The sequence below is a fragment of the Pseudomonas sp. LAP_36 genome, from assembly GCF_019456785.1.
Classification (GTDB): domain Bacteria; phylum Pseudomonadota; class Gammaproteobacteria; order Pseudomonadales; family Pseudomonadaceae; genus Aquipseudomonas; species Aquipseudomonas tritici.
The window spans coordinates 22,730-44,421 of sequence record NZ_JAHZMS010000006.1; the positions used below are offsets into that span (position 1 = coordinate 22,730).

Below are 21,692 nucleotides of genomic sequence, written 5' to 3' on the forward strand. Positions count from 1 at the left end.
CAACCAAACCGGTGGCGATAAGAAAATAACTGTTCAGATTTTATCCAATTCAGCCTTTATCCAGTCATCGAGAGCGGGTATCATGCCAACCCTTTTTCGAACTCTAATGATCCGGCCCCACAACAGGGAAGTCCTATGTCGGCGGTACGCATCGGCCCATACACATTGCAGAACGGCTTGATTCTCGCCCCGATGGCGGGCGTCACCGACCAGCCCTTTCGTCAGCTGTGCAAGCGTTTGGGCGCGGGTCTAGTAGTCTCGGAAATGGTCACCAGCGACATGAGCTTGTGGAACACCCGCAAATCGCGGATGCGCATGATCCACGAAGGTGATCCCGAGCCCCGCTCGGTACAGATCGCCGGCGGTGATGCGCAAATGCTGGCGGATGCGGCCCGGGCCAACGTGGAGTTGGGGGCGCAGATCATCGATATCAACATGGGCTGCCCGGCCAAGAAGGTCTGCAACAAGGCCGCCGGTTCCGCCCTGTTGAAAGATGAGCAGTTGGTTGCCGAGATCCTGCAGGCCGTTGTCGCCGCAGTGGATGTGCCGGTCACCCTGAAGATTCGCACCGGTTGGGACCGGGAGAACAAGAACGGCCTGGTGGTGGCGAAGATCGCCGAACAGGCAGGCATTACAGCGCTGGCGGTGCATGGCCGCACCCGCGCCGACCTTTACACCGGTGAAGCCGAGTACGACACCATTGCTGCGATCAAGCAGGCGGTGTCGATGCCGGTGTTTGCCAATGGCGACATCGACTCAGCCGAGAAAGCCCGGCGCGTACTGCACGCAACCGGCGCCGATGGTTTGTTGATTGGCCGGGCCGCCCAGGGGCGGCCGTGGATTTTTCGTGAGATCGAGCATTTCCTGCGTACCGGCGAAATGTTACCGGCGCCAGGGTTGGTCGAGGTGGAACGTATTCTGCTAGAGCATTTGAATGCCCTGCACGTTTTCTACGGAGACGTGATGGGCGTGCGCATTGCTCGCAAGCATGTCGGCTGGTATCTCGCAACCTTGCCGGGCGCCAAGGAGTTTCGCGCCCAGTTCAATCGTTTGGATGAAACGCAGGCACAGGTCGCCACCGTTCGTGAGTTCTTCGCCGAACGTGACAACAGCCTGGGAACAGGGGATACAAAGTGGGTGGCCGCATGACGATGATGACCGAGACTTTAGTGAGTGGAACAGCACCCGTGAGCGACAACGTCAATTTGAAACAGCACCTCAACACGCCGAGCGAAGAAGGCCAAACCCTTCGCGGGAGTGTCGAGAAGGCGCTGCACAATTATTTCGCCCACCTTGAGGGCGCTTCCGTCACGGACGTGTACAACCTGGTGCTCTCCGAAGTCGAGGCGCCCTTGCTCGAAAGCGTGATGAACTACGTCAAGGGCAACCAGACCAAAGCCAGTGAGCTGCTGGGCCTCAACCGTGGCACCTTGCGCAAAAAGCTCAAGCAATACGATTTGCTGTAAGCATTCAATCAAACCAGAAAGGCGCCCGCGTAAAACCGGTCGCCTTTTTTGCTGACTCCTTTGCTTTTGATGGAAATTGAAATGACCGACCAGACTACCCGCCTGCCGATCCGCCGCGCCTTGATCAGTGTTTCCGACAAGACCGGGATCCTCGAATTTGCCCGGGAGCTGGAAGCCCTGGGTGTGGAAATCCTCTCCACGGGCGGGACCTTCAAACTGCTGCAGGACAACGGCGTGGCCGCAGTGGAAGTGGCGGACTACACCGGTTTCGCAGAAATGATGGACGGCCGGGTCAAGACCCTGCACCCGAAAATCCACGGCGGCATCCTCGGCCGTCGCGGCATCGACGACGCGATCATGACCGAACACGGCATCAAGCCGATCGACCTGGTGGCCGTTAACCTCTACCCGTTCGAAGCCACCATCAACAAGCCGGGCTGCGACCTGCCGACCGCTATCGAAAACATCGATATCGGCGGCCCAACCATGGTTCGCTCGGCGGCCAAGAACCACAAAGACGTGGCCATCGTGGTTAACGCCAGCGATTACGCCAACGTGCTCGAAAGCCTGAAAGCCGGTGGCCTGACCTACGCCCAGCGTTTCGACCTGATGCTCAAGGCGTTCGAACACACCGCCGCCTACGACGGCATGATCGCCAACTACATGGGCACCGTTAACCAAACGGCCGAGACCCTGAGCACCGAAGGCCGCAGCCAGTTCCCGCGCACCTTCAACAGCCAGTTCATCAAGGCCCAGGAAATGCGCTACGGCGAGAACCCGCACCAGAGCGCGGCGTTCTACGTTGAGGCAAAACCGGCCGAAGTCGGCATCGCCACCGCGACCCAACTGCAAGGTAAAGAGCTGTCCTACAACAACGTGGCCGACACCGACGCAGCGCTGGAATGCGTGAAAAGCTTCGTCAAGCCGGCCTGCGTCATCGTCAAGCACGCCAACCCGTGCGGCGTGGCCGTGAGCCCGGACGCAGAAGGCGGTATCCGCCAGGCCTACGAACTGGCCTACGCCACTGACACCGAATCGGCGTTCGGCGGCATCATCGCCTTCAACCGTGAGCTGGATGCCGAGACCGCCAAGGCGATCGTCGAGCGTCAGTTCGTTGAAGTGATCATCGCGCCAAGCGTCAGCGAAGAAGCCCGCGCCATCGTCGCCGCCAAGGCCAATGTGCGCCTGCTGGCGTGCGGCGAGTGGTCGGCTGACCGCGCCGCTGCCTGGGACTACAAGCGCGTCAACGGCGGCTTGCTGGTACAGAGCCGCGACATCGGCATGATCGGCAGCGAAGACCTGAAAGTGGTGACCAAGCGCGCACCGACCGAGCAAGAGATCAACGACCTGATCTTCGCCTGGAAAGTGGCCAAGTACGTTAAATCCAACGCCATCGTCTACGCCAAGAACCGCCAGACCATCGGTATCGGTGCCGGCCAGATGAGCCGCGTGAACTCGGCGCGTATCGCCGCGATCAAGGCTGAACACGCCGGTTTGCAGGTCGTGGGTTCGGTAATGGCTTCCGATGCGTTCTTCCCGTTCCGTGATGGCTTGGACAATGCCGCGAAAGCCGGCGTGACCGCCGTGATCCAACCGGGCGGTTCGATGCGTGATGCCGAGGTGATCGCCGCTGCTGATGAAGCCGGCATTGCCATGGTATTCACCGGCATGCGCCACTTCCGTCACTAAACACCACTGCTTTCGACTGTAGGAGCGAGCTTGCTCGCGAAAAGCCCGAGAGCGCCACGGGGTGTCAGGTTTCCCCCGTTATCGTTGACGATCTTCGCGAGCAAGCTCGCTCCTACAGTGAAGCACAGCGTTTCCCAGAGGTTTTTGAAATGAATGTTTTGATCATTGGCAGCGGTGGCCGTGAACACGCCCTGGCCTGGAAAGTTGCCCAAGACCCGCGCGTCCAGAAAGTTTTCGTTGCACCCGGCAACGCCGGCACCGCCATTGAAGCCAAGTGCGAGAACGTTGCTATCGACGTGCTCGCCCTTGAACAACTGGCCGACTTTGCTGAAAAGAATGTGTCCCTGACCATCGTCGGTCCGGAAGTCCCATTGGTTGCCGGCGTGGTGGACCTGTTCCGCAGCCGCAACCTGGACTGCTTCGGCCCAACCGCCGGCGCTGCCCAGCTGGAAGGTTCCAAGGCGTTCACCAAGGATTTCCTGGCGCGCCACAAGATCCCGACCGCCGACTACCAGAACTTCACCGAGATCGAGCCGGCCCTGGCTTACCTGCGTGAAAAAGGTGCGCCCATCGTGATCAAGGCCGACGGCCTGGCCGCCGGCAAAGGCGTGATCGTCGCCATGACCCTGCAAGAAGCCGAAGACGCCGTGCGCGATATGCTCGCCGGCAACGCTTTCGGTGACGCAGGTTCCCGCGTGGTGATCGAGGAGTTCCTCGACGGCGAAGAAGCCAGCTTTATCGTGATGGTCGACGGCAAGAACGTATTGCCGATGGCCACCAGCCAGGACCATAAACGCGTCGGCGACGGCGACAGCGGCCCGAACACCGGCGGCATGGGTGCCTACTCCCCTGCCCCGGTCGTCACCGCCGACGTGCACAAGCGCGTGATGGACCTGGTGATCTGGCCGACCGTGCGCGGCATGGCCGATGAGGGCAATGTGTACACCGGTTTCCTGTACGCCGGTTTGATGATCGACAAAGCCGGTAACCCGAAAGTCATCGAGTTCAACTGCCGCTTTGGCGACCCGGAAACCCAACCAGTGATGCTGCGCCTGCAATCGAGCCTGGTGCTACTGGTGGAAGCCGCCCTGGCACAGGCCTTGGACAAGGTTGAAGCGCAGTGGGACCCACGTCCGAGCGTTGGCATTGTGCTGGCGGCCGGTGGTTACCCTGCCGACTACGACAAGGGCGACGTCATCGAAGGCCTCGACGCCGCCGCGACGCTGGAAGGCAAGGTGTTCCATGCGGGCACCGCGCTGAAGGATGGCCAGGTCGTGACCGCCGGTGGCCGTGTGTTGTGCGCCACCGCCATGGGCGCCAGTGTCGACGCCGCGCAGCAGCAAGCGTACAAGCTGGCCGCGAAAATCGATTGGAAAGGCTGCTTCTACCGCAAAGACATCGGCTACCGCGCCATCGCCCGCGAACGTGGCGAAAACAGCTAAGCCGCCGACGTCAGTAGCTATCCGTTCGGCTAGGCAAGGGCCTCTGGCCCTTGCCGTATACGGGCCTCCCCGCGCATAGTTACCCCGTGCATCAACCTACGAAGGGATTTCGCCGTGCGCTGGCTCAGGATCGCCATAGGTTTTACTGTCAGCCTGCTGACGCTGCTCTGCCTGTTCCCGGCCCAGGCTGCCGCGCAAGGCAGTGGCTGGGCAGTATTGCTTGATGAACAGGCCGACCTGCAGCTGAGCGACATCCGCTCTTCACGCTACACCAATCAATTCAGCCCCATCGAACTGGACCGCATCAGCGCCGCGGAACCGAACGGCGCGCTGTGGATACGGTTTAAGTTGCAACCCGGCAAACACGAGCAAGTGTTGCGGGTATTTGCCCCGGATTTGTCCCACCTGAGCCTCTATGTACTGGACGGCGATACCCTGGTGGAACAACAGAGCACCGGCACGCGCCAGCCCCAGACTGAGCGGCCGTTGCCCAGCAGCGACTTCATGCTGCCGATGCCCCAGAGCCAGAAACCGTTAGAGGTTTACCTGCGCCTGGTCTCGGAGCACGAACTGCGCCCGTATATCACCCTGGAACCGGCTGTGCTCGCCGCCGCCGACCAGACCCAGACGCTGATCTACGGCCTATTGTTCGGCTGCCTGCTGATGCTGATCCTGCACAACCTCACGCGCTTCGCCTACCACCGCTCACGCAGCAGCCTGTGGCTGGCGGCCTGCGAAGCGCTGTTGATGCTCAGCCTGGCGCTATTGCTGAACCTGGTGGGCCCATGGCTGCCGAACTGGCATGCGATCCAGACACCGGGCGCCTACCTGGCGTTGCTGCTGACCGCGCCCTGCGGGCTGATGTTTGCCTACCGTTTCTTCATGCCTCTGGGCCCACATCCACTGAACAAGCTGTTGATGGCCGACATCCTGGTCATCGTGCTGTGCGGCCTGCTGCTGTTGTTCGTCAACACCCTGCCGCTGAACATCATCACGTACGCGCTGGTGGCCCTGGCTGGCTTGAGCATGCTGTTTATCTCGGCCTGTCACTGGCAGAAAGGCTACCGCCCGGCACGCTTGTTCGTGGCGGCAATGGTGGTATTCAACATCGGTACGCTGATCATCCTGCCGGCGCTGCTTGGCCTGACGATGATTTCGCCCCAGGGCCTGATCGTCACGCTGCTGGCGTTCATCTGCCTCAGCGGCTTGTTGATGAGCCTGGCGTTGGGCGAACGCCAGCGCGCGATTGTCGAGGCACGTTTCAGCCTCAGTCGCGACCTGGCAGCGAGCAATGCCGAGATCGCCGCCAAGGCCGAGTTCCTGGCCAAGATCAGCCACGAAATCCGTACCCCCATGAACGGCGTGCTCGGCATGACCGAGCTGCTGCTCGGCACGCCGCTGTCGGTGAAACAGCGCGACTACGTGCAAACCATCCACAGCGCAGGTAATGAACTGCTTACCCTGATCAACGAAATCCTCGACATCTCCAAGCTGGAGTCCGGCCAGATAGAACTGGACGACGTGCAGTTCGACCTCAATGCGCTGATCGAAGATTGCCTGAGCATCTTCCGCGCCAAGGCCGAACAGCAGAACGTCGAACTGATCAGTTTTATCCAGCCCCAGGTGCCCCGCGTGATCAGCGGCGACCCGACGCGCCTGCGTCAGGCCATGTTGAGCCTGCTGGAAAATGCCCTGCAAAAAACCGACGAAGGCGAAGTGCTGATCGTGGTTGCCCTGGACGACCGCAGCACCAAGCCACGCCTGCGCATTGCCGTCCAGGACAGCGGCCTGCCGATGGAAGCGGCCGAGCGCGACGCCCTGCTGCACAGCGAACTGCACAGCAAGAATTTCTTCTCGGCTACCCGCTTGAACGGCCACTTGGGCCTGGTTATCGCCCGCCAGTTGATCCTGCTGATGAACGGCGAGTTCGGCATCAAGAGCGGCAGCCATCAGGGCAGCACCCTGTGGCTGACCTTGCCGCTGGACCCGGAACGCCTGGAACACCCGACCTCCGACCTCGACGGCCCGCTCAAGGGCGCGCGGGTGCTGGTGGTGGACGACAACGACACCTGCCGCAAAGTGCTGGTGCAGCAATGCTCGGCCTGGGGCCTTAACGTCAGCGCCGTGCCATCGGGCAAGGAAGCCCTGGCGTTACTGCGCACCAAGGCGCACCTGCGTGACTACTTCGACGTGGTGCTGCTGGACCAGAACATGCCCGGCATGACCGGCATGCAACTGGCGGCGAAGATCAAGGAAGACCCAAGCCTGAACCACGACATCCTGCTGATCATGCTCACTGGCATCAGCAATGCGCCGAGCAAGATCATCGCGCGCAACTGCGGGATCAAACGCATCCTCGCCAAGCCCGTCGCCGGTTACACACTCAAGACTACCTTGGCGGATGAACTGACCCAGCGCAGCAAGGGCAACGTGCAACCGCGCGCGGTGCTCAGCACGCCAGCCGCCGTCACCGTACCCAGCGATTTCCGCATCCTGGTGGCCGAAGACAACAGCATTTCCACTAAAGTGATCCGTGGCATGCTCGGTAAGCTCAACCTCAACCCGGACACCGCCAGCAACGGCGAAGAAGCGCTGGAGGCGATGAAAGCCCAGCGTTATGACCTGGTGTTGATGGACTGTGAAATGCCGATCCTCGATGGCTTCTCGGCGACTCAGCAACTGCGTGCGTGGGAAGTCAGCCACCAGCGTATTCGCACACCGGTGGTGGCGCTGACGGCGCATATCCTTTCGGAACATAAAGAGCGCGCACGCCAGGCCGGTATGGACGGGCATATGGCCAAGCCGGTGGAGTTGTCGCAGTTGCGCGAGCTGGTGGAGTTCTGGGTGGCGCAGCGTCAGCAGCGCCCGGAGCACGCGCCTTCTTGACTTGAAAGACAGTCCCCATGTGGGAGCGGGCTTGCTCGCGAATGCGGTGGATCAGTTAAAGATGCATTGACTGACACACCGCATTCGCGAGCAAGCCCGCTCCCACATTTGGTCTCTGTCGCCTGATAGACTTCCCCAACTCTTTCTCTGCCGCGAGCCACTCACATGCTCCACGTGTTATTCAGCGTCTACCTGAAAATGCTGGTGCTTTACAGCCCGTTCTTCGTGCTGTCCTGCTTTATCAGCCTCACTCGCGGCTACTCCAGCAAAGAGCGGCGGCGCCTGGCCTGGAAAGTGGCGCTGGCGACCCTGGTCTCGAGCGTGTTGCTCTACCTGTTCGGCCGAGTGATTTTCAGCGTGTTCGGCATCACCGTCGACGCCTTCCGCATCGGCGCCGGCAGTGTGCTGTTTATCTCGGCCCTGGGCATGGCCCAAGGCAAATCGGCTGTGCAGACCGACAACGTGCAGCAGGACGTGACCATCGTACCGCTGACCATTCCCCTCACCGTCGGCCCCGGCACCATTGGTGCACTGTTGGTGATGGGCGTGAGCCAGCCGCACTGGGATGACAAGCTCACCGCCATCCTCAGCATCGCCCTGGCCAGCCTCACGGTCGGCGTGGTGCTGTACCTGTCCAACCGTATCGAACGCATCCTCGGTGATCAGGGCTTGCAGATTGTCAGTCGATTAATGGGATTGTTTGTGTGCGCCTTGGCCGCGCAAATCATCTTTACCGGGGTGCGCGGCTACCTGGTGCCCTAGATCCGGTACTTGGCGATCGCCTGTTGCACCTTGTCACCCGCGCTCTCGCGCATCAATTGGATAGTCTTTTCGTTGACCACCGAGGTATTCAGCACCAGGCACGTCTGCCCGCTGAAAGCCTCGAACGAGGAGCTGTCCCATTCCAGGAATGGCAGCCCTACCTGTTTGCTCACGCTGTGGGTGCTGTAGGTCACCAGCACCATCATCAATTCACCCTCTGTTTCGGCACAGGACGCCAGGCCGAAATCACCGCCCTGGTGTACCGCGCTGTTGCGTTTGAACAGCTCGAAATTCGCAGGCGCCTGCTTCAATGCCTCCAATGCATCGGCGGCCAATTTAGGCAAAGCCGTGAGCAACGCTGCCGACAATGACGTCGACGCCAGCATGGCGGCGATGATATTCAACACCGCCAACTGCACGGTCAGCCCCTTGCCCGAACGTGAGACCCGCTCGAAACGGCTGCGTACCGGCAGCCAGCCCAAACCGACCATCACCTTGATAAATTCCTCGTACCAGACCTCGGTACCGCGCTGGATTTTCAACACATCGCTGACGTAGCTGCTGGCCAGCAGATAGCTCTTTCGAATGTATTCCCGGTTCAAGCCCGACAGGCCATCGGCAAACGAAATCACGCTGTTGTTGACCACCGCCGCATTGAAATCGTCCTCAGTGTCCATCGGCAACGCCTTCAGCGCTCCTGGCGCTCCCGGCAGTTTGTAGGCGGCAATCAATTTGCGCCTTTGTTTACTGTTGATCCTTCTGTGATGTCGCTCCATTTTGACTCTCCACAAGCACCCCAACTCGGGGCTTATGTCCACCCTAGTCCACCCACCGACGGGCTTACCAGACGACAAACATCCCTTGGCGCGTCACGTAAAACTACCGCGCCCAGCAATCGCGTGGCGTAACGGGTGAGCCTCCAGACTTCGTCGCAAAAAAAAGAAAAAGCCCCGAACAACGCCAGGAATATCCCTGGATCATTCGGAGCTTTCCGGCAACCTGCAGGCCGTTTTCAGCAGGCAGGTTTCTCGCCATACCAGCGCGGTGTGTATACCCATTCACCGCCACTGGCACGGGGGAATGTGCAGGTGGTGGACGAGCCGATCAGCACCATGGTGCGCATGTCCACCTGGTCCGGCGTCAGTTGCCCCAACGTGGTGACACGCAAGGTCTGCCCCGGACGGCCAATATCGCGGCCCAGCACCACCGGTGTGTGCGGCGTGCGATGCAGCGCGACGATTTCCAGGGCACGCCCCAGTTGCCACGGGCGCGAACGGGAAATCGGGTTGTAGAACGCCAGGGCGAGATCGGCCTGGGACGCCAGGTCCAGGCGCTTCTCGATGATCGACCAGGGCTTGAGGTTGTCCGACAGCGACATCACGCAGAAGTCATGGCCCAACGGTGCACCGGCCTGGGCCGCAGTGGCCAGGGAGGCCGAGACGCCGGGCAGGATTTGCAGGTCGACCTGATGCCAGGCCGGGTCGCTGGACTCGTGCAAGGCCTCGATCACGGCGGCAGCCATGGCAAACACGCCTGGGTCGCCGGACGACACCACCACCACCGACCGGCCCTGCGCGGCCAGCTCGAAGGCGTGACGGGCGCGCTGCATTTCTTCGCGGTTGTCAGTGCAGTGCTGCACCTGATCGTCGCGAAACGGCCCGGCCATGCGCACGTAGGTTTCGTAGCCGAGCACGTCGGTGCAACGCGCCAGTTCGGCTTTCACCGCGGGCACCATCAATTCGGCAGCGCCGGGGCCCAGGCCGATCACGGCCAGTCGGCCACGGGGGCGACCGATTTGCGCCAGGTCCAGCGGTTGCTCGGCAACGTTGATGAGGATATCGGCGTCCTGGGTAACGCTGGCAAACCGCAGCGGTACGCCCAGTTCCAGAGCCGCTTCATGCAACGATGCTTCGGCCATTTGCGTATCACTGGCCAACAAGCAGGCCAGGGATTGCACAGCGATACCCGCCTCATGCAATGCCGTGCGCACACGCTCAGCCAACTGCGTGCCTGGCTTACAGCTCACACAGACATTCTTCGGATAGATCAGCAACTCATTGGCCGCAGGCGTGCGCTCGGCGCTGCCCACATGAATCGCCAGGCGTGCCTGTTGATCCTGCGGCAGATTGGCCTTCTCCAGCCACGGCGCCGCGCCTTCGATGCGCACGCTTTCGCCGGCCAGCAGGTCCGAGACAAAGCGCTTACCCAGCTCCAGATCCGCCAGTTCATACCCCGCGGGCGGATTGAGCAGGCAGGTGCCAAAACGCAACTCGCCACTGGTGGTGATTGCAGCGGCAACGTTCAAGGCAGCGGCGATTTCGCGCGCCATGACATTCACCCCGCCAAGGCCTCCGAGCAACGGCACCACGGCGCTGCCGTCTTCGGCCACGGCCAGCACGGCGGGTTCTTCGCCTTTCTCCAGCAGCAACGGCGCCAGGGTGCGTATGACGATGCCGGCGGCGCACAGGGCAATCAGCGGCGTGCCGTGTTGATAGAGCTGGCGCAGGGTCGCGCCGAACTCGCTGTAGGCCTGGTCAGCCCCTTCAACACGTCCGGCCAAGCCGTGGATCACCGCGCCTGGGTAAACCTGCTGGATCTGGCGCGCAGTCGCCAGGCTGCCCTGCCCCAGGATGACAATCGCCGGGCGCATCAACCTTGCCACCGTTCGCCAGGCACGATGATCAGCGAGAAATACGGCGACGACATCGGTTCCACCTGATCCAGCGGCACGATTTTCTGGTTGGCCATGGTCGCGCGTTCCACATAGAGCGCACGCCCGGCCAGGCCGAGTTCTTCGAGCACCTGGCGCACTTTGGGGAAGTTACGGCCCAGCTTCATGATCACCGCCGCGTCGGCATCCGCCAGGCGCCGCTTGAGGTCCTCATGTGGCAACACGCCTGACAACACCGACAGGCTCTGGTTGCGATACACCAACGGCGCACCCAGCACCGAGGCGCCACCTAGCATCGAGCACACGCCTGGGATGACTTGCGCTTCGTAGCGTTCGGCGAGGCGGTCGTGCAGGTACATGTAGGAGCCGTAGAAGAACGGGTCGCCTTCGCAGATCACCGCCACATCGCGGCCAGCGTCCAAATGCGCGGCGACGTCGACACTGGCGGCGTCGTAGAAATCGCTGATTACTTGCTCGTAGGACATCGGCGCCGGCAGCGCTTCGGTGGTCACCGGGTACACCAGCGGCATCAGGGTCTGCTGCGGCACCAGGTGATCTTCGATGATGCCGAAGGCGTTGCCCTTCTTGCCCTTGGCCACGAAGTACGCCACAACAGGCGATTCGCGCAGCAGGCGCAGCGCCTTGAGGGTGATCAGTTCGGGATCACCGGGGCCAACGCCCAAGCCGATCAAGCGTCCGCGTGCCTGCATTATTCGACCTCCGTGGCCAGGGCATTCACCGCTGCGGCGGCCATCGCGCTGCCGCCCAGGCGGCCTTGCATGATCACGAATGGCACGCCGCGGCTGTCGGCGGCCAGCATCGCCTTGGATTCGGCGGCGCCCACAAAGCCGACCGGGAAGCCGAGGATCAACGCCGGTTTTGGTGCGCCAGCATCAAGCATCTCCAGCAGGTAGAACAACGCGGTCGGCGCGTTGCCGATCACCACCACGCTGCCTTCCAGGTGCGGGCGCCAGAGTTCCAGGGCGGCAGCGGAACGGGTGTTGCCCAACGCCCGTGCCAGCTCCGGCACGCTGTCGTCACGCAGGGTGCAGATCACTTGATTGTTAGCCGGCAGGCGTGTGCGGGTCACGCCTTCGGACACCATCCGCGCATCACACAGAATCGGCGCGCCAGCGGCCAACGCATCGCGCCCGGCCTTGCCTGCGCCTTCGGAGAACTGCAGGCCGTCGATGGCATCGACCATGCCGCAGGCATGAATCACGCGCACCGCGAGTTTTTCCAGGTCGGCCGGGATGCGGTCCAACTTGGCTTCCGCGCGAATAATGGCGAAGGAGTTGCGATAGATCTCCTGACCATCGCGGATGTAATCAATCATCGGTGTTGCTCCGTGGGCGAGCGCGCAGCAAGGCGCCCGTCGCTTCAATAGAAAGGTTGCGCGCGTGCAACCGGCCGAAACCGGGATGGGCTGCTTCGCGGAAATAGAGGTCGTAGTGGCCGGGGCTCACGGCCAGCAATGTCACCGGCGCAACGTGTGCGGCGGCGCAGGAACGTGGGCAGCCGGACAGGTGCACGTCGTGATCGGGTTTCAGCGCGGCGAGTTGCACCGCATCAGCCTTGGTGTCGGCCAGCGCTTTGCCGCAGCCCCTGGAACCGGTGCAGGCAGTCATGCGCGCCAGGGGTTGGTCAACTGAGCAGAGGAAGCCCAGCTGCGCTAGGCGCTCGGTCACGGCGTGAGGCTTTTCGACGTTGGGCAGCAGCACGCCCTGCCAAGGGGTGAAACGCAAGGTGCCGTCGCCGTACTCGCTGGCGAGTTGTGCGACGCCCGCAAGCATCGCCGAATCCAGGCGACCCAAGGGTGCGATGGCAGCGACATAGAACTGATTTTTTTGCGTCTGTGGATAAGTCCCAAGGTGCAGCAAAGCACCACTGGGCGGGCGATTGAAGCCGTCGACCGGCAGTAGCTTCAGGTGCAAGCGGCTCAGTAGGTTATCCACAGGCAGATGACGCATGCGGGTTTGTTCCGGAGTGGCGAGGTCAAGAAACGCCTCCAGCACCGCCACCACCAGCGCATGGCCCTGCTCCAATGGCACAGCCGCCAACGGTGCATCCAGCCCAGGGCAACCGGCCAGGCCGAATGCGAGGAGCGTCTCACCATCGCGTACAAACGCCGAAAGCCACAGATCATGATGATGTTCGAGCATCGCCAGCGCTTCACCGCCATCCAACTGCACAGCGAACTTTGCCGACAGCTCATGGAAACGTGGGTGGTTTTGCAGGGTGGCGAGGATCTGATCGGCCAGCGGGCGGGTGTCGAACAGCATCTGCGGGTCGATACCGGCGCTGGGGCTGAGCATCAGGTTGCGCACATCGTCGCCAGCGGCGTTGCTGGGGCCTAGGCCTGCGGCCAGCAGCATGGCGATCAAGGCGTGCTCTTCGGCACCGATCCCGCGAATCTGCAGGTTGGCGCGGTTGGTCGCCTCAATCACTCCACCGGCATAGGCCTGGGCCGCGTCCGCCACCGCATGGGCCTGCACTGCGGTGATCGAACCACCGGCCAATTTGATCCGGCAAATGCCACCGTCCAGCGCCTGGACAATACGCAGCAACCCCGGACAAGCCGAGGGGCGCAAGGTATTCACAGCGGGCGTCTGGTTCACGGGGCTACCGGTTCGCGGGTAAAGGCGCGGTATTATGCCTGCTTTGTCCGGCGGCATGAAAAGCCTGCCCGTCGGATGTCGTTCAAGGAATTCATATGTCGCCCTGGCTGACGGTTGTAGGCATCGGTGAAGACGGCTTCAAGGGGCTGGGCAGGAATGCCCGGCATGCCCTGTTGCGCGCCTCGCGGATTATAGGGGGTCAGCGTCAGTTGGACCTGTTGCCCGTGTGTATTCGTGGCGAGCGCGAGTTGTGGCCGAGTCCGTTTTCGCTGGAACCGTTGCTGGCGCGGCGCGGGGAACCTGTGTGTGTGCTGGCAAGCGGCGACCCGATGTTTTATGGCGTGGGAGCGAGTTTGGCGCGACAGGTGGCGGTGGATGAGTTGCTGATATTGCCGGCGCCTTCGTCGGTGTCCCTGGCGGCGGCGCGGCTGGGCTGGCCGTTGCAGGAGGTGGTGACGTTATCCGTGGTGGCGCGGCCGTTGGCGGCGCTGAATGCGCATCTGGCCAGTGGTGTGCGGTTGTTGGTGTTGAGTAATGACGGTCGCAGCCCTGCGTTGATTGCCTCGTTGCTGGCTGAGTCCGGGTTCGGGCCGAGCCGGTTGAGCGTGTTTGAACACTTGGGCGGCACGGATGAGCGGCGTCTCGACGGGCTGGTGCAGGCGTGGGAACACAGCTTGGTCGCTGATTTGAATCTGGTCGCCATCGACTGCCTGGCCGACGCGAATACTGCACGCCTGTCGCGCCTCGCCGGCCTGCCGGATTCGGCGTTCAAACATGACGGCCAACTGACCAAACGCGACGTGCGCGCCATGACCCTCGCCCGCCTCGCCCCGATGCCCGGCGAACTGCTGTGGGATGTGGGCGCGGGCAGCGGCTCCATTGGGATTGAATGGATGCGCGCTCATCCGAGCTGCCGTGCAGTGGCGATTGAAGGCGATGCGGGCCGCCAAGGCCTGATCGAACACAACCGCGACGCCCTTGGCGTGCCTAGCTTGCAACTGGTTCGCGGCAAGGCGCCCGATGCGCTTCTCGGCCTGGAAGCACCGGACGCGATCTTCATCGGCGGCGGCGTTACTCGCGAAGGCGTGCTCGACACCTGCTGGCAACACCTGCGGCCTGGGGGGCGATTGGTCGCCAACGCAGTGACCCTGCAAAGTGAAATGACCCTGACGGCTTGGCGCGCGCAGCACGGCGGCGAACTGACGCGCATCCATGTGGCTCAGGCTCAGCCGCTGGGGGAATTCGATACCTGGCGCCAGGCGTTGCCGATCACCTTGCTGGAAGTGGTCAAGCCGCTATGAAGCGCATCCTGCTGCTGGGCGGCGTGACTGAAGCGCTGGCTATCGCACGGACCTTGGGGCCGGAGCATATCTACAGCTTGGCCGGCGTTGGCCGCGTGCCTACTGATCTGACCTGCCAAGTGCGGGTCGGCGGTTACGGTGGCGCTGAGGGTTTGGCGCAGTTTGTTCGGGATGAGGCGATTAGCTTGATTCTCGATGCGACTCATCCGTATGCGGCGCAGATCAGCCGCAATGCCGCCGAGGCTGCGCAGTTAAGCCATGTGCCGTGCTGGGCGTTACGCCGACCGGCATGGCAGCCGCAGGCGGGGGATGATTGGCGCGAGGTGGGTGATTGGACCTCGTTGATCGAAGCGCTCAAACCCTTCAAACGCCCATTGTTCACGCTGGGGCGTGAGCCGTTGCAGCATCTCGACGAAATCCCGCCGGAGCAGTTCTGGACGTTGCGTGCGCTGGATGTGTATCCGGGGAATGAGCGGTGTGAAGTGATCGGCGCACGCGGACCGTTTCTGATTGAAGACGAACGGGCGCTATTTGAAAGACGGCAGATCGATGTCTTGATCAGCAAGAACAGCGGCAGCAGCGCAACCGAGCCGAAGTTGGAGGTGGCGCGGGAGCGCGGAGTACCGGTGTTGGTGTTGAAGCGGCCCGTGTTGGCTCAAGTAGATCGGGAACTCTTGTCGCCTGATGAAACACTCATCGCGTTGGCAAATTTCATTCGGTAAGTCAGGATCGCTCGCTTGCTTGATTAGTAACCTATTTGTTACCTTCAGGACGGCTAATGATTGAGATTGAAGAATACCGACGCGATAACCAGTCCAGCCCGTTCGATGAGTGGTTTTCATCCTTGAGTGTGCCGGCAGCCACCAGAGTTTCCACCGCTTTGGTTCGACTTGAAATGGGCAACACCAGCAACATCAAGTGGTTCGATGGGTTGGGCGAATACCGCATCGACTGGGGACCAGGCCTGCGAATCTATCTGATACAAGAAGCCCACCGACTAATCATCCTTTTCGGTGGTGGCGACAAGTCCAGTCAAAAGCGCGATATCAAAGTCGTGAAGTCGCTGATCAATGAACATCAGCGTGACAAGAAATTGAAACAACAGAGGTAACCGACATGGCGCTCACCCGCAGCTACAAACACACCATCGCCGAACGTGCTCAGCGCGACCCTGAATTTGCCCAGGCTCTCCTTGATGAGGCTGCTACGTTGTTTCTAAATGGTGAGCCGGAAGTTTCACGTGTCATTCTGCGTGATCTGGTCAACGCCACAGTAGGCTTTGAAGGCCTTGCGAAAGAAACGGCCAAACCGAGTAAAAGCCTGCACCGAATGCTGTCGGCCAGTGGCAATCCAAGCATGGATAACCTCGCGGCAATTTTTGCGGTGATTAGAAAAGCCCTGGGTGTTGATATGCAGGTCCACGGAGTTCCCACTGCATAATTTGCGGCCCTACGTCACCCATTGTGTCGACGCTGTCGACACAATGTAGTGAGCGGGCTTGTCCCGCGCTGGGCTGCGAAGCGGCCCCAATAAGGCCACCGCGCTTTTCAGGTAACACGCGATGCCAGGTTTTAGGGCCGCTTCGCAGCCCAGCGCGGGACAAGCCCGCTCACTACAAATTGCTCTTAAGCCATTAAAAAATGCGCAGATCCCGATGCCATCGCAGGCAAGCAAGCTCCCACAGGTTTGCGCAGCACCTTGAGCATCGCGCCCAATCTGCAAAAATTGGCAATCCGTGGTTCCCGTCTATCCTGTAACCAGTCACTGCGACACCAAACCACACCCACCCTTTTTACTTATCCCCACCGATCAGGCTAAATACCCCCCTGATCGTTTAACCCTACGGATTGTCCGCCATGGCCCGTCAACGCTTTGCAATCGCCTGGATCGCCTGCCTTGCAGTGCTGTTCAACGCCTTTGCCATGCCGATGGCCAGTGCGATGCAGCAAGCCGATGATCCGGTCAAGAGACTGCTCTGGGGCAGTTTCTGTTCCTCCAATGGCGCCAGCCTGAAGACCATTGCCCTGGGCACGCTGGAAATTCCGGCGCCACAACAGGACGATCACTCCACCATGCAGCATTGCTGGTGTTGCTCAGGCTCGGCGCCGTTGGTGGCGTTGCCGGGGCATGTGCCGCAGTTGTATGTCACGCGGTTCGAGGCGGTGCAAAACCTGCCGCAGCCCCCACTGCAAAACCCTACCCCGCGCCAGCAATGGCCGAGCCTCAACCCCCGTGCCTCTCCAACGGTCTGATCTTCTTCGCAAGTGAACTGCGTTTAGAACCGTTCTGGAGAACTGCCATGCTCAAATCTTCCCTGCTTCTGGCTGCGTTGTTGCTGCCGGTGTTCAGTGCTGCCAATGCCGATGACTACAAGGCCGGCGACCTGTTGGTCAGCGATCCCTGGTCCCAGGAATTGCCGCCCAACGCGCCGACTGTTGCGGCGTACTTCGTGATTCATAACACCGGTGCTACCCCGGACCGTCTGCTCAGCGTCGAGACGCCAGTGGCCGACAAGGCCGAGCTGCATGAGCATGTGATGCAGGGCGACCTGATGAAGATGCAGCAGGTGCCCAGCGTCGCCGTACCTGCAAAAGGCGAGCTGACCTTTGCGCCGATGGCGTATCACGTGATGCTGCTCGGCCTCAAAGACCGCAGCCTGTTGGCCGACGGCAAGCAATTCCCGCTGACCCTCACCTTCGAAAAGGCCGGCAAGGTCGAGGTGGAAGTGTCGGTGCAGAAGGTGCCGCCAATGGCCACACACGAGCATAAACACGCCCAATAGGCAGACTCCAGATGGGCGCCCCTCGCGCCAGGCTGTCTCCACGCCACCGCGTAATGCGCGGCAGTTGGATCAGCCTGTTCGCCATGCTGATGATCTTTATCGGTCCGCTGATTTCCCAAGCGATGCCGATGGATCATCACGCCGGCATGTCGATGGAAATGCCGATGGACCATGGCGATTCCCATCACAAAAAGGCCGCTGACGAACACCACGCCCTCTGGTCCAAGTGCGGCTATTGCGACCTGCTCTACAGCTGCCCCGCCCTGCCTGGCGGCATTTCAACGTTCACCCTAAGCAGCCCGGCACCTGCCAACGCCCTCACCGCCGCCACGCGCCTGGGCCACGCCCGGCAGAGCATCTTCCCCGGCGCCCGCAGTCGCGCGCCGCCCATCGCCTCGTAAGCACTTAGCACCGTTACTTCACCCCGGCCGACTTTAGACAGACAGCCGCAGGCTGCTGGCCGTGTTGTTTACGATTGATTGATGGAATTTGTCATGTCCAGGTTTTCTGCTGACACCCGTTTGGGAAGCACTCCTGTGTTCGCCGTTCTATGCGGCGCTCTTCTGGTTCCACAGGCGCATGCCGATGAGCACGCCGAGCACGAGCTCACCCCCACCGTCATCACCGCGATCGCCCCCAGCTCGCCGCTGACCGTGGTCACCAACCCCAAGGACCCGCGTCAACCGGTGCCCGCCAGTGACGGCGGTGACTACCTCAAGACCATCCCGGGCTTTGCGCTGGTGCGCAACGGCGGCACCAACGGCGACCCGGTGCTGCGCGGGATGTTCGGCTCACGCCTGAATATCCTCACCAATGGCAGCATGATGCTCGGCGCCTGCCCCGGCCGTATGGATGCGCCCACCTCGTACATCTCGCCGGAAACCTACGACAAGCTCACCGTGATCAAAGGCCCGCAAACCGTGCTCTGGGGCCCCGGCGCATCCGCTGGCACCGTGTTGTTCGAGCGCGAGCCGGAGCAGTTCGGCGAGTTGGGCACGCGCCTCAACGCCAGTGTGCTGGCCGGTTCCAACGGACGCTTCGACAAGGTCATCGATGCCGCCGCCGGTGGGCCGCTGGGCTATGTACGGGTAATTGGCAACCAGGCGCATGCCGATGACTACAAGGACAGCAACAACGACACCGTCGCCTCGCGCTATGACAAGTGGAACGGTGATGTAGCGCTCGGTTTCACCCCCGACGCCGACACGCTGCTGGAACTCACCGCCGGCCGTGGCGATGGCGAGGCACGCTACGCCGGGCGCGGCATGGACGGTTCGCAGTTCCTGCGCGAAAGCCTGGGGCTGCGTTTCGAAAAATCCAACATCGGCGACGTGCTGGATAAGGTCGAGGCCCAGGTCTACTACAACTACGCTGACCACGTGATGGACAACTACAGCCTGCGCACACCGTCGGGCACCGGCATGATGGCCGGGCCGATGGCCTCCAACGTCGACCGGCGTACCCTCGGCGCGCGGATCAAGGCCACCTGGCGCTGGGCCGATGTGCAACTGATCAGCGGCCTGGACGCGCAGACCAACGAACACCGCCAGCGCAGCAGCATGGGCATCGACACCTACAAGGATCTCCCCAAGGTCAAGGACGCCAACTTCCACAACTACGGCGTGTTCGGCGAACTCACGTGGTACGCCGCCGACCGCGATCGCCTGATCACTGGCGCACGCCTGGATCGTGCCTCGGCCAAGGACTTCCGGCAAACCACCGGCTCCGGCATGAACACTCGCGCCAACCCGACCGCCGACGACACCCGCGCCGACACATTGCCATCGGGCTTCGTGCGTTATGAACACGACCTGGCCGACAGCCCTGCCACCCTCTACGCGGGCTTGGGCCACTCGGAGCGTTTTCCGGATTATTGGGAGCTGTTTTCCCCCAATACCGGCGCGGCGGGTTCGGTGAATGCCTTCGACGGCGTGAAGCCAGAGAAAACCACCCAACTCGACGTCGGCGCGCAATACAAAGCCGAGGCGCTTGACGCCTGGGCCTCGGGTTACATCGGCCGGGTGCAGGACTTCATCCTGTTCGACTACAGGCCAGGGATGATGGGCACCACCTCACAGGCGCGTAACGTCGACGCTCGCATCATGGGCGGCGAACTGGGCGCGGCGTACAAACTGACGCGCCATTGGAAGGCCGACGCCACCCTCGCCTACGCCTGGGGCAAGAACAGCAGAGACGGCAGGGCGCTACCGCAAATGCCGCCGCTGGACGCACGCCTGGGCCTCACCTACAGCGAGGACGACTGGAGTGCTGGCGCCTTGTGGCGCGTGGTCGCCGCGCAGAACCGCATCGATCAGAACAAGGGCAACGTGGTCGGCAAGGACTTCGACAAGAGCGGCGGCTTTGGCGTGTTCTCGTTGAACGCGGCGTACCGCATCAACAAGCACTTCAAGGTCAGCAGCGGCGTCGACAACCTGTTTGGCAAGGCCTACGCCGAGCACTTGAACCTGGCCGGCAATGCCGGGTTCGGCTACCCGGCCAATGACCCGCAGGCCATCAAGGAGCCTGGTCGCACCCTGTGGACCAAGGTGGACATGAGCTTCTAAAAGCATCGCAGGCAAGCCTGCTCCCACAGGCGAAATGCATCCACCTGTGGGAGCGGGCTGGCCCGCGATAGCGGCATACCTGACGACAAAAATTAAAGCCTTTGCGGAGCACCTGATGACCACTCAAAAAATTTCCTTCTACAACCTGGCCTGGCGCTGGCACTTCTACGCCGGCCTCTTCGTCGCGCCTTTCATGGTGCTGCTGGCCCTCACCGGCATCATCTACCTGTTCAAACCCCAGCTCGACCCGCTGATGTACGGCAACCTGCTCACCGTAACCGCCGCCGAACACGCCCTGAGCGCCGACGAACAACTGCAACGCGCCAAGGCCGCTTACCCTCAGGGCGCCATCAGCAAATACCTGCCGCCGGCCAGCGCCACCAGCAGCGCGCAATTCGTGATGCACAACGGCGGCCGCGAAGTGACGGTCTTCGTCGACCCGTATCGCGGCACCGTGCTCGGTGAGCAGGACGCCAAATACAACCTGCAAGCCATCGCCCGCGCGCTGCACGGCGAGCTGATGATCGGCACCGTCGGCGACCGCCTGGTGGAACTCGCCGCCGGTTGGGGCGTGATGCTGGTGGTGTCGGGCCTGTACCTGTGGTGGCCGCGCGGCAAGTCTTCGGCAGGCGTTTTGTGGCCGCGGTTCAGCAGTCGTGGCCGGGTGTTCTGGCGCGACATGCATGCGGTCACCGGCTTCTGGGGCGCGTCACTGTTGCTGGTGATGCTGCTCAGCGGCATGACCTGGACCGGCTTCTGGGGCAAGCAATACGCCGACCTGTGGAACAGGTTCCCGGCGGCCATGTGGAACAACGTGCCGCAGTCCGACCAGCAGGCGCGAGCACTCAATACCGCAACGCAACAGACCGTGCCCTGGGCCATGGAAAACACCCCGATGCCGATGTCCGGCGACCACGCCGAGCACATGAATCACGGCGCGATGCACTCCGCGCCGGCCGCGCCCACCTTGCGCCTGCAACAGGTGGTCGACCTGGCCACCGCGAGCAAGGTCGAGCCCGGCTACAGCATCACCTTCCCCACCACCGCCGAAGGCGTGTTCACCGTTGCGGTGTTCGCCAACGACCCGCGCAACGACGCCACCCTGCATGTGGACCAGTACACCGGCAAGGTGCTCGCCGATGTGCGTTGGGAGCACTACAACCTGGTCGCCCGCGCCACCGAAACCGGCGTGATGCTGCACGAAGGCAAGATGTTCGGCCCGATCAACCAGATCATCGTGTTGCTGATCTGCCTGATGATCCTGCTCAGTGCCGTCAGCGGTGTAGTGATCTGGTGGAAGCGCCGGCCACAGGGCGGCCTGGGGGTTCCGCCGTTACGCCATGACCTGCCGAGATGGAAAACCGCGATGGTGATCATGCTCGGGCTGGCGATCATTTTTCCGCTGGTGGGTGCATCGCTGATCGTCGTGTGGGCGCTGGATCGCCTGGTGCTGTCACGCTTTTTTGGCCAGCATCAATCGGTCTCAGGTTCACGATGAAGCGCACAAACGC

Annotated in this window: 20 protein-coding genes and 1 pseudogene; 15 read left to right on the forward strand and 6 right to left on the reverse strand. The window is 62.0% G+C overall.

What is annotated here, in order from left to right; all coding sequences use genetic code 11:
• Nucleotides 1-135: 135 nt before the first annotated feature.
• From dusB to purH, 3 genes are all read left to right on the forward strand, one after another.
• Nucleotides 136-1,149 (forward strand): tRNA dihydrouridine synthase DusB, encoded by a 1,014-nt coding sequence (gene dusB, locus JBO08_RS19225; protein ID WP_220074852.1) that lies wholly within the window; start codon nt 136-138, stop codon nt 1,147-1,149.
• Nucleotides 1,146-1,466, forward strand: a complete 321-nt coding sequence (gene fis, locus JBO08_RS19230; RefSeq protein WP_003221275.1) for a DNA-binding transcriptional regulator Fis — start codon at nt 1,146-1,148, stop codon at nt 1,464-1,466. The genes dusB and fis overlap by 4 nt, the downstream gene beginning before the upstream one ends.
• An 81-nt stretch (nt 1,467-1,547) precedes the next feature.
• A complete protein-coding gene (gene purH / locus JBO08_RS19235) occupies nt 1,548-3,155 on the forward strand; it encodes a bifunctional phosphoribosylaminoimidazolecarboxamide formyltransferase/IMP cyclohydrolase (RefSeq protein WP_220074853.1) in 1,608 nt (535 codons plus the stop codon).
• Between the two features lie 14 nt (nt 3,156-3,169).
• Here the strand turns inward: purH and JBO08_RS28195 are convergent.
• Nucleotides 3,170-3,283: pseudogene (locus JBO08_RS28195) on the reverse strand (outer membrane lipoprotein carrier protein LolA); the annotation flags it as partial.
• A 21-nt stretch (nt 3,284-3,304) separates the two neighbouring features.
• Between JBO08_RS28195 and purD the strand changes: the two are divergent.
• From purD to JBO08_RS19250, 3 genes are all read left to right on the forward strand, one after another.
• Complete coding sequence (gene purD, locus JBO08_RS19240) at nt 3,305-4,597, forward strand: phosphoribosylamine--glycine ligase (RefSeq protein ID WP_065879932.1); 1,293 nt, start codon at nt 3,305-3,307, stop codon at nt 4,595-4,597.
• A 114-nt stretch (nt 4,598-4,711) separates the two neighbouring features.
• Entirely contained in the window at nt 4,712-7,483 is a 2,772-nt protein-coding gene (locus JBO08_RS19245) for a hybrid sensor histidine kinase/response regulator (protein ID WP_065874293.1), read from the forward strand.
• A 165-nt stretch (nt 7,484-7,648) separates the two neighbouring features.
• On the forward strand, nt 7,649-8,245 hold the full coding sequence (locus tag JBO08_RS19250; protein ID WP_003171467.1) for a MarC family protein: 597 nt from the start codon (nt 7,649-7,651) through the stop codon (nt 8,243-8,245).
• On the opposite strand, the gene JBO08_RS19255 is transcribed toward JBO08_RS19250, so the two are convergent.
• The 5 genes from JBO08_RS19255 to cobG form a co-directional block, all read right to left on the reverse strand.
• Entirely contained in the window at nt 8,242-9,021 is a 780-nt protein-coding gene (locus JBO08_RS19255) for a hypothetical protein (RefSeq protein WP_220074854.1), read from the reverse strand. The genes JBO08_RS19250 and JBO08_RS19255 overlap by 4 nt on opposite strands.
• Before the next feature lie 236 nt (nt 9,022-9,257).
• Complete coding sequence (gene cobJ / locus JBO08_RS19260; protein WP_220074855.1) at nt 9,258-10,895, reverse strand: precorrin-3B C(17)-methyltransferase; 1,638 nt, start codon at nt 10,893-10,895, stop codon at nt 9,258-9,260.
• On the reverse strand, nt 10,895-11,626 hold the full coding sequence (locus JBO08_RS19265; RefSeq protein WP_065879930.1) for a precorrin-2 C(20)-methyltransferase: 732 nt from the start codon (nt 11,624-11,626) through the stop codon (nt 10,895-10,897). The genes cobJ and JBO08_RS19265 overlap by 1 nt, the downstream gene beginning before the upstream one ends.
• Nucleotides 11,626-12,252 carry a precorrin-8X methylmutase gene (locus tag JBO08_RS19270; protein WP_065874298.1) on the reverse strand — a complete coding sequence of 209 codons (627 nt, stop codon included), beginning with the start codon at nt 12,250-12,252 and terminating at the stop codon, nt 11,626-11,628. The genes JBO08_RS19265 and JBO08_RS19270 overlap by 1 nt, the downstream gene beginning before the upstream one ends.
• The gene (cobG, locus tag JBO08_RS19275; protein WP_065874299.1) at nt 12,245-13,591 is read right to left on the reverse strand and encodes a precorrin-3B synthase; all 1,347 of its coding nucleotides are present in this window, start codon (nt 13,589-13,591) and stop codon (nt 12,245-12,247) included. Before cobG ends, JBO08_RS19270 begins: the two co-directional genes overlap by 8 nt.
• Before the next feature lie 38 nt (nt 13,592-13,629).
• Here cobG and cbiE point away from each other — a divergent pair, with 38 nt between their 5' ends.
• The 9 genes from cbiE (at nt 13,630) to JBO08_RS19320 (ending at nt 21,679) form a co-directional block, all read left to right on the forward strand.
• Nucleotides 13,630-14,835, forward strand: a complete 1,206-nt coding sequence (cbiE, locus tag JBO08_RS19280; protein ID WP_220074856.1) for a precorrin-6y C5,15-methyltransferase (decarboxylating) subunit CbiE — start codon at nt 13,630-13,632, stop codon at nt 14,833-14,835.
• Nucleotides 14,832-15,557: a cobalt-precorrin-6A reductase gene (locus JBO08_RS19285; protein WP_065874301.1), complete on the forward strand. Its 726-nt coding sequence runs from the start codon at nt 14,832-14,834 to the stop codon at nt 15,555-15,557. Before cbiE ends, JBO08_RS19285 begins: the two co-directional genes overlap by 4 nt.
• A gap of 56 nt (nt 15,558-15,613) precedes the next feature.
• Nucleotides 15,614-15,946, forward strand: coding sequence for a type II toxin-antitoxin system RelE/ParE family toxin (locus JBO08_RS19290; protein WP_058423566.1), 333 nt, complete (start codon nt 15,614-15,616; stop codon nt 15,944-15,946).
• 5 nt (nt 15,947-15,951) lie between these two features.
• Nucleotides 15,952-16,275, forward strand: a complete 324-nt coding sequence (locus tag JBO08_RS19295) for a DNA-binding protein (RefSeq protein ID WP_049710234.1) — start codon at nt 15,952-15,954, stop codon at nt 16,273-16,275.
• Nucleotides 16,276-16,691: 416 nt separating this feature from the next.
• Entirely contained in the window at nt 16,692-17,087 is a 396-nt protein-coding gene (locus JBO08_RS19300; protein ID WP_065874302.1) for a DUF2946 domain-containing protein, read from the forward strand.
• A 47-nt stretch (nt 17,088-17,134) separates the two neighbouring features.
• A complete protein-coding gene (locus tag JBO08_RS19305; protein WP_049710236.1) occupies nt 17,135-17,617 on the forward strand; it encodes a copper chaperone PCu(A)C in 483 nt (160 codons plus the stop codon).
• Between the two features lie 11 nt (nt 17,618-17,628).
• The gene (locus JBO08_RS19310; RefSeq protein WP_065909658.1) at nt 17,629-18,018 is read left to right on the forward strand and encodes a DUF2946 domain-containing protein; all 390 of its coding nucleotides are present in this window, start codon (nt 17,629-17,631) and stop codon (nt 18,016-18,018) included.
• Between the two features lie 93 nt (nt 18,019-18,111).
• A complete protein-coding gene (locus tag JBO08_RS19315; protein ID WP_220074857.1) occupies nt 18,112-20,181 on the forward strand; it encodes a TonB-dependent copper receptor in 2,070 nt (689 codons plus the stop codon).
• 115 nt (nt 20,182-20,296) lie between these two features.
• Entirely contained in the window at nt 20,297-21,679 is a 1,383-nt protein-coding gene (locus JBO08_RS19320) for a PepSY domain-containing protein (protein ID WP_220074858.1), read from the forward strand.
• The last annotated feature ends 13 nt before the right edge of the window (nt 21,680-21,692 follow it).

Bases quoted from the DNA above. Each gene is read 5' to 3' on its own strand.
- dusB (WP_220074852.1), top strand. From the start codon at position 136: ATGTCGGCGGTACGCATCGGCCCATACACATTGCAGAACGGCTTGATT.
- fis (WP_003221275.1), top strand. From the start codon at position 1,146: ATGACGATGATGACCGAGACTTTAGTGAGTGGAACAGCACCCGTGAGC.
- purH (WP_220074853.1), top strand. From the start codon at position 1,548: ATGACCGACCAGACTACCCGCCTGCCGATCCGCCGCGCCTTGATCAGT.
- purD (WP_065879932.1), top strand. From the start codon at position 3,305: ATGAATGTTTTGATCATTGGCAGCGGTGGCCGTGAACACGCCCTGGCC.
- JBO08_RS19250 (WP_003171467.1), top strand. From the start codon at position 7,649: ATGCTCCACGTGTTATTCAGCGTCTACCTGAAAATGCTGGTGCTTTAC.
- JBO08_RS19255 (WP_220074854.1), bottom strand. From the start codon at position 9,021: ATGGAGCGACATCACAGAAGGATCAACAGTAAACAAAGGCGCAAATTG.
- cobJ (WP_220074855.1), bottom strand. From the start codon at position 10,895: ATGCGCCCGGCGATTGTCATCCTGGGGCAGGGCAGCCTGGCGACTGCG.
- JBO08_RS19265 (WP_065879930.1), bottom strand. From the start codon at position 11,626: ATGCAGGCACGCGGACGCTTGATCGGCTTGGGCGTTGGCCCCGGTGAT.
- JBO08_RS19270 (WP_065874298.1), bottom strand. From the start codon at position 12,252: ATGATTGATTACATCCGCGATGGTCAGGAGATCTATCGCAACTCCTTC.
- cobG (WP_065874299.1), bottom strand. From the start codon at position 13,591: ATGCCGCCGGACAAAGCAGGCATAATACCGCGCCTTTACCCGCGAACC.
- cbiE (WP_220074856.1), top strand. From the start codon at position 13,630: ATGTCGCCCTGGCTGACGGTTGTAGGCATCGGTGAAGACGGCTTCAAG.
- JBO08_RS19285 (WP_065874301.1), top strand. From the start codon at position 14,832: ATGAAGCGCATCCTGCTGCTGGGCGGCGTGACTGAAGCGCTGGCTATC.
- JBO08_RS19290 (WP_058423566.1), top strand. From the start codon at position 15,614: ATGATTGAGATTGAAGAATACCGACGCGATAACCAGTCCAGCCCGTTC.
- JBO08_RS19295 (WP_049710234.1), top strand. From the start codon at position 15,952: ATGGCGCTCACCCGCAGCTACAAACACACCATCGCCGAACGTGCTCAG.
- JBO08_RS19300 (WP_065874302.1), top strand. From the start codon at position 16,692: ATGGCCCGTCAACGCTTTGCAATCGCCTGGATCGCCTGCCTTGCAGTG.
- JBO08_RS19305 (WP_049710236.1), top strand. From the start codon at position 17,135: ATGCTCAAATCTTCCCTGCTTCTGGCTGCGTTGTTGCTGCCGGTGTTC.
- JBO08_RS19310 (WP_065909658.1), top strand. From the start codon at position 17,629: ATGGGCGCCCCTCGCGCCAGGCTGTCTCCACGCCACCGCGTAATGCGC.
- JBO08_RS19315 (WP_220074857.1), top strand. From the start codon at position 18,112: ATGTCCAGGTTTTCTGCTGACACCCGTTTGGGAAGCACTCCTGTGTTC.
- JBO08_RS19320 (WP_220074858.1), top strand. From the start codon at position 20,297: ATGACCACTCAAAAAATTTCCTTCTACAACCTGGCCTGGCGCTGGCAC.